Origin of the sequence: Microvirga pakistanensis (genome assembly GCF_004458765.1) — a bacterium.
GTDB lineage: Bacteria > Pseudomonadota > Alphaproteobacteria > Rhizobiales > Beijerinckiaceae > Microvirga > Microvirga pakistanensis.
On sequence record NZ_SPJX01000321.1, the window covers coordinates 22,799 to 35,254 of the forward strand.

At 61.6% G+C, this 12,456-nt stretch carries 14 protein-coding genes; 7 read left to right on the forward strand and 7 right to left on the reverse strand.

Features of this window, described 5'->3' with window-relative positions; genetic code table 11:
- Positions 1-418: 418 nt before the first annotated feature.
- Entirely contained in the window at positions 419-1,033 is a 615-nt protein-coding gene (locus E4K09_RS17085; protein ID WP_134498996.1) for a BRCT domain-containing protein, read from the forward strand.
- A gap of 628 nt (positions 1,034-1,661) precedes the next feature.
- Here the strand turns inward: E4K09_RS17085 and E4K09_RS17090 are convergent.
- Entirely contained in the window at positions 1,662-2,288 is a 627-nt protein-coding gene (locus tag E4K09_RS17090) for a class I tRNA ligase family protein (protein ID WP_244610552.1), read from the reverse strand.
- Positions 2,289-2,414: 126 nt separating this feature from the next.
- On the opposite strand from E4K09_RS17090, the gene E4K09_RS17095 reads away from it, so the two are divergent.
- Positions 2,415-2,780, forward strand: a complete 366-nt coding sequence (locus E4K09_RS17095) for a VOC family protein (protein WP_134499027.1) — start codon at positions 2,415-2,417, stop codon at positions 2,778-2,780.
- A gap of 127 nt (positions 2,781-2,907) precedes the next feature.
- Positions 2,908-3,138, forward strand: coding sequence for a hypothetical protein (locus E4K09_RS17100; RefSeq protein WP_134498997.1), 231 nt, complete (start codon positions 2,908-2,910; stop codon positions 3,136-3,138).
- A 17-nt stretch (positions 3,139-3,155) separates the two neighbouring features.
- Here the strand turns inward: E4K09_RS17100 and E4K09_RS17105 are convergent, their stop codons facing one another.
- Entirely contained in the window at positions 3,156-4,358 is a 1,203-nt protein-coding gene (locus E4K09_RS17105) for an adenylate/guanylate cyclase domain-containing protein (protein ID WP_134498998.1), read from the reverse strand.
- A gap of 104 nt (positions 4,359-4,462) precedes the next feature.
- Entirely contained in the window at positions 4,463-5,362 is a 900-nt protein-coding gene (locus E4K09_RS17110; RefSeq protein WP_134498999.1) for a LysR family transcriptional regulator, read from the reverse strand.
- Between the two features lie 125 nt (positions 5,363-5,487).
- On the opposite strand from E4K09_RS17110, the gene E4K09_RS17115 reads away from it, so the two are divergent.
- From E4K09_RS17115 to E4K09_RS17130, 4 genes are all read left to right on the forward strand, one after another.
- Positions 5,488-6,228, forward strand: a complete 741-nt coding sequence (locus tag E4K09_RS17115; RefSeq protein WP_134499000.1) for an SDR family oxidoreductase — start codon at positions 5,488-5,490, stop codon at positions 6,226-6,228.
- A gap of 31 nt (positions 6,229-6,259) precedes the next feature.
- The gene (locus E4K09_RS17120; protein WP_134499001.1) at positions 6,260-7,153 is read left to right on the forward strand and encodes an SDR family oxidoreductase; all 894 of its coding nucleotides are present in this window, start codon (positions 6,260-6,262) and stop codon (positions 7,151-7,153) included.
- A 75-nt stretch (positions 7,154-7,228) separates the two neighbouring features.
- Positions 7,229-7,696, forward strand: a complete 468-nt coding sequence (locus tag E4K09_RS17125; RefSeq protein ID WP_134499002.1) for a DoxX family protein — start codon at positions 7,229-7,231, stop codon at positions 7,694-7,696.
- Between the two features lie 73 nt (positions 7,697-7,769).
- Positions 7,770-8,339: a DUF1097 domain-containing protein gene (locus E4K09_RS17130; protein WP_134499003.1), complete on the forward strand. Its 570-nt coding sequence runs from the start codon at positions 7,770-7,772 to the stop codon at positions 8,337-8,339.
- 268 nt (positions 8,340-8,607) lie between these two features.
- Here the strand turns inward: E4K09_RS17130 and E4K09_RS17135 are convergent, their stop codons facing one another.
- The 4 genes from E4K09_RS17135 to E4K09_RS17155 all read right to left on the reverse strand — a co-directional run bounded on the left by E4K09_RS17135 (position 8,608) and on the right by E4K09_RS17155 (position 12,425).
- Positions 8,608-9,033: an ester cyclase gene (locus E4K09_RS17135; RefSeq protein WP_134499004.1), complete on the reverse strand. Its 426-nt coding sequence runs from the start codon at positions 9,031-9,033 to the stop codon at positions 8,608-8,610.
- A 57-nt stretch (positions 9,034-9,090) separates the two neighbouring features.
- Complete coding sequence (locus E4K09_RS17140) at positions 9,091-9,723, reverse strand: L,D-transpeptidase (RefSeq protein WP_244610553.1); 633 nt, start codon at positions 9,721-9,723, stop codon at positions 9,091-9,093.
- 174 nt (positions 9,724-9,897) lie between these two features.
- A complete protein-coding gene (locus E4K09_RS17145; protein WP_134499006.1) occupies positions 9,898-10,893 on the reverse strand; it encodes a LysR family transcriptional regulator in 996 nt (331 codons plus the stop codon).
- Positions 10,894-11,543: 650 nt separating this feature from the next.
- A complete protein-coding gene (locus E4K09_RS17155; protein ID WP_134499007.1) occupies positions 11,544-12,425 on the reverse strand; it encodes a LysR family transcriptional regulator in 882 nt (293 codons plus the stop codon).
- Positions 12,426-12,456: the final 31 nt, after the last annotated feature.

Genomic DNA, 12,456 nt, shown 5'->3' on the forward strand with positions numbered 1-12,456 from the left:
AGTCTTTTTATGAGGCATGTTGCATTGCATATCGGTCGAATGTGACTGAAATCAGCAGTGGCCGATTTCAACGCGGCAGCGCTTTTCTTCCTCCCGACGCTGCCGTATCGGCCGTTCCCTCTGGAAGGTTTTGACTGATTTGTCGGACCTCACTTCATGCCGGGCCCTTGGCCCGGCTTTTTTCTTGTCTGGTCCATCCCGACCGGGATCGCCTCTTCCGACGCGACCGTCCCGTCAGATGGGCCAGAACACGATCTAATCCGTCAGTTCCAGTACCATCGGGCAGGAGGGCGGTTTCACCCAAAGCCGCCTTCCCGCTTGACTACTGGGACTGGAGCCGTTCGGGATCCCCCGAAGGCCTGCTGGGAAGCTTTTTGCGAGCCCTGTAAGAATGTCCTGCCAATGAATGGGGGACGGCATGTCGGAGACGGGGCTGCACCGGTTGTTCGACCGGGCCAGGATGGATGATCGCCTGGTGAACGAACTCATCGGCCTGGCGCACGGCATCCTTGCCGACGGGGCGGTCAACCAGGCCGAGGCCGAGTACCTGTTCAAGTGGATCGTGGCCAACGCGGAGCAGACCGACGATCCGGTGCTCAGGCTCCTCTACGGCCGGGTCGAGACCGTGCTCGCTGACGGCGTCCTCAATCCCGAGGAGGCCGCCGACCTGCTTGAGACGCTGACCCGTTTCTGCGCCGGCGACTTCGAGATCGGCGAGACCCAGAAATCCACCTCGCTCCCATTGTGCGATCCGGCGCCAGCCGTGAGCGTCGGTGGATCGACCTTCTGCTTCACGGGCACCTTCGCCTTCGGCTCGCGCAAGGACTGCGAGAAGGCCATCATCGATCTCGGCGGCATTCCCGGATCGCTGACCCGGACGACCCGCTATCTCGTGATCGGCGCCTATGCGACCGAGAGCTGGGCGCACTCGTCCTTCGGCCGCAAGATCGAGAAGGCGGTGGACATGCGCACGGGCGGCGTCCCGATCTCCATCATCGGCGAGGACCATTGGGTGGGGCATCTCAGGTCGTGAGGCCGTCTGCCCCCGTTGTCCTGGTCGCCACCTGCCGGGAATACGCCGATCCTACCCCGAGCCTGGAGGCGCTGCTCGCTGCTCTTGAGACCCAAGGTGTTCGGTCCGGTCATCGGATCTGGACGGATACCCCGATGGAGACCTTCGCATCGGCTCACATGGTCCTGCCGCTCTGCTGCTGGGACTACCATGCGGATCCACAGCGGTTCCTTCGTTGGATCTGCGATCTGGAGGCCATGGGAGGGCAGCTTTTGAATCCACCCGTGACCCTCAGGTGGAATCTGCGCAAGACCTACCTGCTCGGGACGGCCCAAAGCGGGCTCGCCGTTCCGGCCGCCATCCACCTGCCGACGGCGGATGAGGGGACCATCGAGCGGCACATGCGGGACCGGGGCTGGGACGTGGCCGTTCTGAAGCCTGCCATGGGCCAGAGCGGATACGGCGTTCGAAAGGTGGATCTTGCCCAGCGTCTGGGGTGGTCCTTGGACGACGAGGGCACCGCAGACACTCTGCTCCAGGAGTACCTGGCCGACATCGGTGCACTCGGGGAGACGACCCTCACCTTCATCGACGGTGAGTTCTCCCATGCCGTCCGCCGGAACCTCGCGCCCGGCAAGTGGCGGGCCCATCAGCGATACGGCATCGTGCCGAACGCATCGATGTTCCCGACGAGGTCATCGGCGCGGCGCGCGAATACCTCTGCGCAGCGCCGGAGCTGCCGACCTATGCCCGGGTCGACGGCCTCGTGCAGTCGGATGGGTTCATGCTCACCGAACCCGAGCTGATCGAACCCTACCTGAAGATAGCCGTTTGCAAGCCGCCAGATCGCCCGCACCTCGTCCGCCGCCTTTCGCAAGGAGCAGCTTGCGTGATAGCGCCTGAGAGCATTGAGATGCTGCTCCAACTCCCGCTCCAACCCGCTCTCCGGCTCGGACGGGACTCCGTCCTCGGGCACCGTCCCCTGGAAGCGCGAGGCGACGAAGGTAAGCGTCCGGTTGACCAGATTGCCGAACGTATCGGCGAGATCATTGTTCACGTCCCGCCCGAAGCGGTCGAAGGTGAAGTCGGTATCATTCCCCTCGGGAGCATTTGCGGCCAGCCACCAACGCCAGTTGTCCGCCGGCAGCAGATCGAGCGCCTGATCAAGGAAGATGCCTCGCCGCTCGCACGTTGAGAACTTTCCACCCTCGAAGGTAAGCCAGTTCACGCCTTTGATGACATCGACGGTTTTCCACGGCTCGCCTGAGCCGATCAACGTGAAGTTTAACGAATGTCCTGGGATCTCGACCGTTCCGGACTATGGGGCCTTGTTCCACAACTCCTGTTCGGCGAAAAAGCCCGTCAGCTTGATGCAAAGTCGAGCCAGTCGATGGGGAACACGATGCACATTGTCGGAATGGACCACGTCCAGTTAGCCATGCCGGCTGGGCGCGAGGATGATGCCCGAGCCTTCTACGACAACCTCCTGGGCATCCCGGAGGTCGCAAGGCCTCCTCACCTGGCTGCCCGAGGCGGTTGCTGGTTCGAGAGCGGGAGCGTGAAGGTTCACCTGGGAGTGGAAGACCCTTTTGCCCCGGCGAGGAAGGCTCATCCAGCGTTCATTGTCCGGGACTTGGCGGCCGTGTCACGGCGGCTGGAAGAGGCCGGCTACGAGCTGAAAGAGGATCAGCCTCTGGAGGGGTTTGAGCGCAGGTATGTGAGCGGCCCGTTCGGCAATCGGATCGAGCTGATGCAGCCAAACCGCTGAAGCCACCCGGTAGGTAATTGGCGGCCCGTGTGACCAGGTGTGGCCGTATATGCGCCCGTTTCTGATGAGATCAATTTCTCCCGTATTGTCGCGTATCCGGTGAACCGAACGCGTGCGAGGACAGACCATGACCCTTCAAGGAGTGGCGGCCTTCACAACGGCCGCGTTGGTTAGCCTGACGGTGCAGGCCGAAGCGCGGACACCGTGCCAGGAGTACCTGCGGCTGCGCAACGCCGCCTCGGAAGCCTGGACACAGGCGATGAGAACGCCGCGCTCGGATCGCTGCGAAGCCTTGCATCGTGCCTCCTTGACCGCGGAGGCGACGCTCGCGTACGCAGGTGCCAATCGTGAGTCGTGAATACCCGGTGGCAGCTGCTATACCCGCTCCAGCGTGAAAAACTCCTGCGCCTTCTCGACCCCTCGCAGCGCATACCGGCCGACTCCAACAAAGCGAGCCCGATCCTCAGCTTGAGTCGCAGCCGCGAAGGCGGAGGAAATTAGAACGTCCTTCTCAACAGACCGGCACAAAGCTGCGATGCGGCTTGCCTCATTGACGGCGGGACCCACGACCGTGAAATCAAGCCGGTCCTTGCTTCCGATATTCCCGTAAAAGACCTCTCCTATGTGGAGGCTCAGATACGGATCCGTGGTCGGCAGAGCCTGAGATGAGCGTCTCGCGTTTACGGTATCAACCTCGGCCCGCATCAACGCCTCAGCGCGAAGGGCGGATGCACATGCTGTGCTCGGGTCATCAGCCTTGAATATTGCAAGGACGCCATCTCCAATCAACTTCAAGACGTCACCGCCGGCCTCATGCACCGAGGAGATGATCGCGTCGGCGTAATCGTTCAGAAACGGGATCACATCGTGCGGCGCAGCATCTGTGATGCGCGTGAAGCCTCGTAGGTCACTATACCAAATCACTGCGCTGATGCGCTCAGCTACGCCACGTGCGATGCGGCCAGACAGCACCCGCTGACCGGCATCGCGGCCGAGGTAGGTTTCAACGATTGTTTCCACTACGCGACCCAGTGAAATGCACTTCAAGGCTAGTGCAAATGTCGGCAACAGTTGGCGCAGAAAGACGAGCTGGGACTCTTCGAAGCCTTCTGGCGTGTCCGTCGCCCAGGACGAGTGGACCGCATCCATCTCACCAAGGGCACCCTTACCGAACCGGTGGGTTAGTGCGATATAGTCGGTCTGCCCCTCTGACCGCAATTCCTGAAGAAGTGGGAACTCGGCTGTCTCACCTTGAGCGAGACGGCGCCTCAATTCTGTGGCTCCAGTGCCGAGCATATAGTTGAACGGACTGTTTGCCCATTTTTGAGCAGCGTCGCCCCCGTCGCTGACACGTCCGTATTCGTTGAAAGGTGTGAACTCACCGGAGTGCCGCCACCGAAAAACGTGGCCTTCATGGGTCGGGTGCAGTGTATCTATGAGGACGAGCACACGGGCAACTGGAATGCCAGAAGTTCGGAGGCGCTCGCAAAAACCATGAACGAGCTCGACTTCACTGAGACCACAGAGTCCGGCCTCAGTCACGAAATCCAAGATTGGAGCTGCTTTGGTCAAGTCCACCCACCCAAAATGGCACGCCACAGGTTCCGTTGCAACGCCGGAGCGAGGTCAAGCGAAATCTGAATGGGACTTCAGGTGACAATTCCGCCATCGGCTTTGCTGGTTCACGACAAGTTCCGCGTGCCGGGGAAGCGCTGAACCACCCAGTCGATGAAGAGCCGCACTCGCGGGGAGAGCTGCCGGCTGCGGGGGTAGAGTACTGAGACCGGGGCCGATGGCGTTGGATAGTCAGCCATGACACGCACAAGGCGTCCCTCTGCCAGATCGCGATCGATATGAAAGACAGGCATTTGGGCAAGCCCCAGTCCCAGCAGGACTGCGCTGCGGAAGGTTTCTGTTCCGGTGACCGAGAGGGGAGCGCGCAGCTCGATTCGCTTCATGCTGTCAGCTTGCACGAATTCAAACGGGGTGAGCGCGCCAGTCGTGATGGAACGGATGCCCACGGCATGATGATGGGTTAGATCGTCCGGCGTGTGTGGGCAGCCGTATCGCTCCAGATAGGCGGGCGCAGCGCAGGTGATGCGATCAAGCGTCGTGACCGTCCGCGCCACAAGCTCGCTGTCTGGGAGCGCCCCATAGCGCAGCACGCAGTCGACGCCCTCACGCACCACGTCAACCCAGCGGTCGCTCTCGCTCATCGCGATTTCGACATCGGGGTAGCGTGCGAGGAACTCCGGCAGGGCCGGCAAAAGGAAATGCCTCGCGATCGTGCCTTGCACTTCGACCCGCAGCATGCCCTTGGGTGCCGCGCCGCGGAAAGCGCCCTCCGCATCCTCGACGTCGTCAAGGATCGCGAGGCATCTCCGGTAATAGGCCTCGCCGTCGAGAGTAGGCCGCACGGCGCGTGTGGTTCGCTGGAGCAGCCGCACGCCAAGCCGGGCTTCGAGCTCCTGGATCACCTGGGTGGCGGTGGAACGCGGGATGTCGAGGTCGTGCGCCGCCGCGGTGAAGCTGCAGCGATCGACAACCCGGGTAAACAGCCGCATCGCGTCAAGTCTGTCCATGGCTCGCTCGATTGTTCCATCAGGACGAACAGTCTAACTGTAGTTAGCATAATTATTTCTGCGACTCCAGGAGGCATCTTGCTTGCACCAGCCCGGCAGGGTGGTGACCACAAGGAGCTTTCGAGATGAACAGAGATACGAACAAAGTAGCAATTGTTACCGGCGCCTCACGGGGCATCGGCGCTGCGATTGCGGAGCGCCTGGCGGCGGACGGCTTCACGGTCGTCATCAACTATGCCGGCGGCGCGGCCGATGCAGAGACGTTGGTTGCGAAGATCGAAGCCGCGGGCGGCAAGGCCATTCCGGCGCAGGCGGACGTGAGCGACGCAAACGCCGTGGCCCGTATGTTCGACGCCGCGCAGGCCGCGTTCGGCGGCGTGGACGTGCTGGTGAACAACGCTGGTATCATGAAGGTGGCGCGGCTTGCGGAGTGCGACGACGCGCTGTTCGACAGCCAGGTGGCCGTCAACCTGAAGGGCAGCTTCAACACCCTGCGTGAGGCGTCCCGTCGACTGCGCGAGGGTGGCCGGATCATCAACCTCTCGTCCAGCGTCGTGGGTCTCTATCACCCGAACTACGCTGTCTATGCCGCTACCAAGGCCGGCGTCGAGGCAATGACCCACGTCCTGGCCAAGGAGCTGCGGGGACGCAACATCACCGTTAACGCCGTGGCCCCTGGACCAACCGCGACCGCACTGTTTCTGGACGCCAATACGCCGGAGTCCATTGAGCGGCTCACCAAGCTCGCCCCACTGGAGCGTCTCGGCCGGCCTGAGGACATTGCCGCGGCCGTCGCGTTCCTGTCCGGCCCCGACGGAGCCTGGATCAACGGTCAGGTCCTGCGCGCCAACGGCGGGATCATCTGAAACCAACCTAAGTCGCAGGAAGGAGTTCGTCATGTCCAAGAAGATCATTCTCATCACGGGCGCGTCCAGCGGCTTCGGCCGCATGACCGCCGAAGCGCTGGCTCAGGCCGGCCACACGGTCTATGCCTCCATGCGCGACATCACCGGGCGCAACGCAAAGAACGCCGGCGAGCTGGCTGCTATCGAAGGCCGAGACATTCGCCCGACTGAACTTGACGTTCAGTCGGACGCATCGGCCAATGAAGCGGTCGCGAAGATCATTGCCGAGAGCGGCCGCATCGATGTGCTGGTTCACAACGCCGGACACATGATGTTCGGCCCGGCTGAAGCCTTCACCCCGGAGCAGTTCGCTCAGCAGTACGATGTCAATGTGCTCGGAACTCAGAGAGTCAATCGGGCCGCCCTGCCGCACATGCGCCGCCAGCGGCAGGGGCTCCTGGTCTGGGTGTCGAGTTCCAGCTCGGCCGGCGGGACGCCGCCCTATCTCTCGCCCTATTTCGCGGCCAAGGCGGCGATGGACTCGCTGGCGGTGCAATATGCCCGTGAGCTGGCCCGCTGGGGCATCGAGACAACGATTGTGGTCCCCGGCGCCTTCACCAAGGGCACCAACCACTTCGCGCATTCCGGCAGCCCGGCCGACACCGCGCGCGTCGCTGAATACGAGGCCGGTCCCTACAAGGGCTTCATGACCGAGCTGCCGCCGAAATTGGCGGCGACCGTTCCCGAGGACGCTGACCCTGCCGGCGTGGCCGAGCGGATCGTTGCGGCGGTCGATGCGCCCTTTGGCGCGCGCCCCTTCCGGATCCACTACGACCCGGCCGAAGACGGCGCGAGCGTCGGTTTCGCGGTCCTCGATCGCGTGCGTTCCGAGTTCCTGCACCGCGTCGGCCTCGCGGACCTGCTGAAGCCCGCAAAGCTTGTCTGACGCCAACGAACGGCAGTGCCCGCGATCAGCGCGGGCCTGCCTTCCTGGCATGACCCAGAGCAACAGGAGCATCCAATGTCGAATGAAACCACCCTTATCTTTCCCGGCCTGGCACGGCTCTACGTGACCACCGGGCCACTGACCTACACCCTTCTTCGGGCCGCATTCGGCATAACGATCGTCACCCACGGCATTCCGAAGCTTTTGGGAACGGCCCACGGCTCGATGGCCGACCCGATGGCGGGATCAACACGCATGATTGGCGAGGTGCTTGGCCTGCCGTTCGCGCCGCAGCTCGCCCTATTCGTCGCGCTGCTGGAGACGTTCGGCGGCCTGGCGGTGGCGCTCGGCTTTGCCACCCGGATAGTCGCGCCGATGCTGGCGATCCAGATGGCCTTCATCTGCATCGCCCTTGGCCCGACCTATCCCTGGATCGATCGCGGCTTTGAATATCCGCTGATCCTGGGCTTCGTCGCGCTGCTGATTTCCATCCACGGCGGCGGCAAGTGGTCCGCCGATCGTCTGATCGGCCGCGAGGTCTAGGCCGGGTTGTTCTCAACCACATCCACATCCCGGCAGCAGCGATGTCGGGGCAGGCAAACAGAGGAGTTGAAATATGTCAGTCAAACCTATCCAAGCAGCCGTGACAGTGCCTCACGGGGGCTCGCAGCAGATCACCGCCACCCGCAATCCGGCGACGCCCAACGGCATCACCCTAATTGGCCGGTTTCTCGCCGTAAGCGCAATAGCCGGTGTGGTGGCGGCCGCTGCCGCCTATCTCAGCACGCTCGCGGCAGTTCCGGTCTGGGCAATGTTCATGGGCTGGGTCGCCTACTTTACGCGGGGGCATTCGGCCCGCGATGGGCTGGTCAACTATCTATGTCTCGCGCTCGGCCTTCTCATTGGCCTCGCGGCGGCGGCGGCATTGGCCGTGCTCGGCCCGGTTCTCACCACCTTCACGCTGCCAGTCGTTGTGTTCAGTGTCGGCATGCTGATTGTGTCGCTCCGGGCGTTGCCGACGCTGAGCAATATCCCAAGCTATTTTGTTGGAGTCATCAGCGTGTTCGCTGCCCATGCGGCGCCGACGCTGGAATCCTTCGCTGAGCTCGGCGGTGCATCCGCCATCGGTTCCTTGGCTGCATGGCTTGCCTCCGGGGTGCAAGCGAAGGTCAAGCGCCTTGCGTGAGTAGCACGCAACACTAATGGGCTTGGACGGTGTAGCAGCGAGTCCGTAGGTTCTGTCACAAACTGATTTGTATTTGCCTATACCTGCGGACCCGCCGCAACGGCGCTTTGCAAAATCAACCGCTTAGCGATGCTGTCTCAAAGCCAATATAGCGCTGAAAATGCCTATGCTTCAAGTATGCGGCGAATCCCTCCATTCGCTCCACCGCCAAGTGAAGGCAAAGATGGAAATATCCATCGCCGCTGCGTTATTGGTAGTCATCCAATCTCTAGACGGTGCGCCGGCTTCCGGTCAGATGGCCATGAACCTCATAAGCGTTCCGATCAACCCAGTTATGACGGAGCAAGCCGTCCTCACCGACAGCAATGATCGCGTTGCCGACCATTGTGAAGGGCGTCCCATCCGCCTCGGTCGCAAGAAATCCATTGTTGCGGCCAGTCAGCTGCCAACGCGTGGCAACGCGTCTTCCGTCGTCGCTTTGGAAGATATCGAGAACTTCGAATTCCAGGTCCCGCACCTGAGACTGGAAACCTATGACCCATTGTTTGAACGCATCACGTGAGCGAATGTCGTGCCCCCCCGATGTGATCACGAATTCCTCATGGACCAGTGCGTCTATAGCTTGCGGATTTTGTGGCGAGCGCCAGACTTCATTCCAGAAGCGTTGGACGATATCGATTGAGTTGCGCTGCATGACAGACCCCTCCTTGCTTGGTTTCTTTGTTCGAATGGATCAATGGGATTTTGCCGCTCAGACCTGACTGCCGGATGGCGGCAGAACGGTAACCCTGCTTCCCACAGGGACGCGGCGATACAGATCAATAATGTCCTGGTTGAGAAAACGAATGCAACCGGAGGAGACCATCGTGCCGATAGTCCATGGCTCAATTGTGCCGTGAAGTCGGTAGAGCGTATCTTGTCCGTCTCTATAGAGATACAGGGCGCGCGGCCCCAAAGGATTGTCGGGTCCGCCCGGCAAGCCGCCCGCGAACTTTGCGTAGCGTTCTGGGTTTCGGCGAATCATGTCTTGCGTCGGTGTCCAACGCGGCCATTCCGCCTTTCGCCCGATCGTTGCAGATCCCTGAAAGTTGAATGCCTCCTCCTTGCCGACTCCAACTCCATACCGGATCGCCCGACCTCCGCCCAACACCAGATAGGCATATCGCTCGCCCGGATCGACGACTACGGTGCCCGGCGGTTCCGCACTGGAGTAGGAGACCTCGCGGCGCCAGAACCTCGGGTCGACTTGCGTGAGATCGACTGTCTGAACGGGAAATGGCTCATCATTCAGAGCAGCATACATCTGCAAGTAGAAGGTATCGATTTTGGCGGTAGCCGGCTCGATCGTAGCGGTTTCAGGACGAGAAACGCACCCTGCGAGCATTCCCGTCCCCATTAGCAATACAGTTCGTCTCGTCATCATTGCTTGTCAGTTCCCGTAGGCCGGACTGCAAGTAAGGTTGATCGCGCACATGTGTCCATTAGCTATGCGTTTATAGGCATCATAGCTGTGAGTTATGATGCCTCAGACCGCATGCATCTCTGTTCCTCTGATCTCCTACGAGCTGACCAGCAAAGTGGATGGCTTCTTAGGCGCATCCTCACGCACTTCGACCGTCACAGCATCGTGTCGAGCGGGTGGCTCCCTGACTGTGTCAACGCCCTCAACAGCTTTCAAGCGCGGAACTACAAAGTCGGTGAACGCTCTGACCACGGGGCGCATGAAGCGAACGGATGGGTAAGCCATGAAGATACCGTGTGACCTGACCTCGTACTCGGGGAGGATGTGCACCAGGGTGCCGCCCTCCAGCTCGTCATGGACGAGCAGATGCTGGACTGGCCCTGCGACCCGCCCTGTCATGAGCGAGTTCACGATAACATTTGAATTGTTTGTTCTAAGGGTCGCGCGAACGCGTACTTCGGCTTCTTCGGCCCCGCGCTGAAGGAAGAGCGTGTCGTGGGGTGACAGCACCGCCGCAGTTGTTACCATGTCGATCTCGGCGAGCCTGGCGAGCGTATCGACAGGCCCATGCTTGGCCAAAAAAGCTGGCGCCGCGACCAGAATTCGCCGAATGTGGCCCAGGTTCCTAATGATGAGCCCGTGCCCGTCGGGGCGCCCATACTTGATCCCCAGATCGAAGTTCTCGAAGACAAGATCCACAACGCGATCTTCGAGCACCAGATCAATCGTAACGGTCGGATGCCGATCCTGAAACTCCATAACGATCGGATGAAGGTGCTTGGCTCCGATGCACGTTGGAGCGTGAACCCGAAGCAGGCCCTCGATGACTCCCATATTGCGCCTGACGCCTTCGAGTGCAGCCTCGATGGAAGCAAGTGCAGGCTGGCTTGCTTCATAGAGCATCTGTCCGAGCCGTGTTGGTCTAACGATACGCGACGACCGCTCGACCAGACGTGCTCCGACGTGAGCTTCCAAATTGCGCAGATGCTTTGTCACGGCAGGTTGCGATACGCCGAGGTCTTTTGCCGCAGCGGTCACTGAGCCGCGTTCGACCGTACGAACGAAGGCCCTAAGGGCGAGCGCGAGATCCATCCAATTTTCCCGGTTATAGCCGACTTCCATGCACACCTGAGCTAACGCGTTGATGCAGACGTGAAGCGCAGGTGAGAATGCAGCGAATTTCCGATTAAGACAGCATGAGGGCTATTCTAACCGCAAGCCTCAAGCAGCCAGAATATTGCACTGACTCGCGAAACCTCATTCTCTCTGAGCCGGCCGATCAGCTCCTGTCCCGTCCGCTTGTAACCGCTGCCGCTCGGAGCAAAGCTGAATTCGACGCCGAAAGCCGCCAATCCCATGCTTGGCCAGCTCGGCGGAGGGTACTGTCAGGTTGGAAGGTTCGGGATCTGTGGCAGGGACTGGGCATGAGCACCACGTCCAACCCGTACCGCGGCTACCGCTTCCCGGCCGAGATCATCAACCAGGCCGTCTGGTTGTATCACTGCTTGAGTCTGAGCTTGCGGGAGGTCGAGCTGATCCTGGCGGCGCGAGGCATTGAGGTCAGCTACGAGACCATACGCGAGTGGGGCCTGCGCTTCGGACGGAGCTACGCCGACAGCGTCAAACGGCGGCGGCCGAAGCCCGGCGACAAGTGGTTTTTGGATGAGGTGTTCGTCCACATCCGCGGCAAACTGCACTACCTCTGTATAGGGATCAGGTGCTTGCGGCCGCTCATCCGGCTGTCAGCCGCTCGCCAGGAAATCGATGACGGCCCGGACGGCCGGAAGCTGGCCGCGTCGATGCGGCGTCAGGATCGTGGAGGTCACGCTGCCGGCCGTCCAGTCCGGAACCACCCGGATCAGTTCTCCGCTGTCCGTTGCTCGCGCCGACATGGCTTCTGGCAGGCAGGTGATGCCCAGTCCCGCAGCCGCCGCCTTCAACAGCACCGAGGACTCGTCGGCTACCATCCGTGCCACCGGAGTGACCTGAACCTCCCGACCGTCGTTGTCCCTCAGGTACCATGTCCTCGACGCGGGCCCGGTCATCAATCCGTCGTGTCCGGCAAGATCCTCGGGGCATCCGGGCGTGCCCCGCCGTGCCAGGTAGTCCGGCGAAGCGAGCAGCATGATCCGCTCGACCTTCATCCGGCGCTGCATGAGATCGGAATCGGGCAGCGGCGCGAAATGGCTCCGAATCGCAATGTCAAAGCCTTCCCGGACCAGGTCGACGAAGCGGTCGGTCACGTGGAGTTGCAGGTCCAGCTTGGGATAGGCGCGGGCGAGAGTCGGCAGACGGTCGGCGAGGTGGAACTGCGCCACCGGCACAGAGGCCGTGATCCTGACGGTACCCTGTGGCTCTGCCTGCCGCTGTTGCACCACGCTCTCGGCGGCCTCGGCCTCGATGACCGCTGCCCGGGCATGGTCGTAGAAGTCCCGGCCGACGTCGGTCAGCACAAAGCTGCGAGAGGTGCGATGGATCAGGCGGATGCCGAGATCCGCCTCAAGTTCAGCGACCCGCTTGCTGATCGTTGATTTGGGAACACCCAGGTACCGGGCGGCCGCGGCAAAGCCCCCGTTGTCGACCGCCTGGACGAAGATGTGCAGGTCGTTGAAGTTGAACCTCATGCCCTATTGTTCACGTTTGTGGACTTTGGGT

Coding starts and splice junctions, on each gene's coding strand:
- E4K09_RS17095 (WP_134499027.1), top strand. CDS start 2,415: ATGCACATTGTCGGAATGGACCACGTCCAGTTAGCCATGCCGGCTGGG.
- E4K09_RS17125 (WP_134499002.1), top strand. CDS start 7,229: ATGTCGAATGAAACCACCCTTATCTTTCCCGGCCTGGCACGGCTCTAC.
- E4K09_RS17130 (WP_134499003.1), top strand. CDS start 7,770: ATGTCAGTCAAACCTATCCAAGCAGCCGTGACAGTGCCTCACGGGGGC.
- E4K09_RS17110 (WP_134498999.1), bottom strand. CDS start 5,362: ATGGACAGACTTGACGCGATGCGGCTGTTTACCCGGGTTGTCGATCGC.
- E4K09_RS17100 (WP_134498997.1), top strand. CDS start 2,908: ATGACCCTTCAAGGAGTGGCGGCCTTCACAACGGCCGCGTTGGTTAGC.
- E4K09_RS17120 (WP_134499001.1), top strand. CDS start 6,260: ATGTCCAAGAAGATCATTCTCATCACGGGCGCGTCCAGCGGCTTCGGC.
- E4K09_RS17135 (WP_134499004.1), bottom strand. CDS start 9,033: ATGCAGCGCAACTCAATCGATATCGTCCAACGCTTCTGGAATGAAGTC.
- E4K09_RS17140 (WP_244610553.1), bottom strand. CDS start 9,723: ATGCTCGCAGGGTGCGTTTCTCGTCCTGAAACCGCTACGATCGAGCCG.
- E4K09_RS17155 (WP_134499007.1), bottom strand. CDS start 12,425: ATGAGGTTCAACTTCAACGACCTGCACATCTTCGTCCAGGCGGTCGAC.
- E4K09_RS17145 (WP_134499006.1), bottom strand. CDS start 10,893: ATGGATCTCGCGCTCGCCCTTAGGGCCTTCGTTCGTACGGTCGAACGC.
- E4K09_RS17115 (WP_134499000.1), top strand. CDS start 5,488: ATGAACAGAGATACGAACAAAGTAGCAATTGTTACCGGCGCCTCACGG.
- E4K09_RS17085 (WP_134498996.1), top strand. CDS start 419: ATGTCGGAGACGGGGCTGCACCGGTTGTTCGACCGGGCCAGGATGGAT.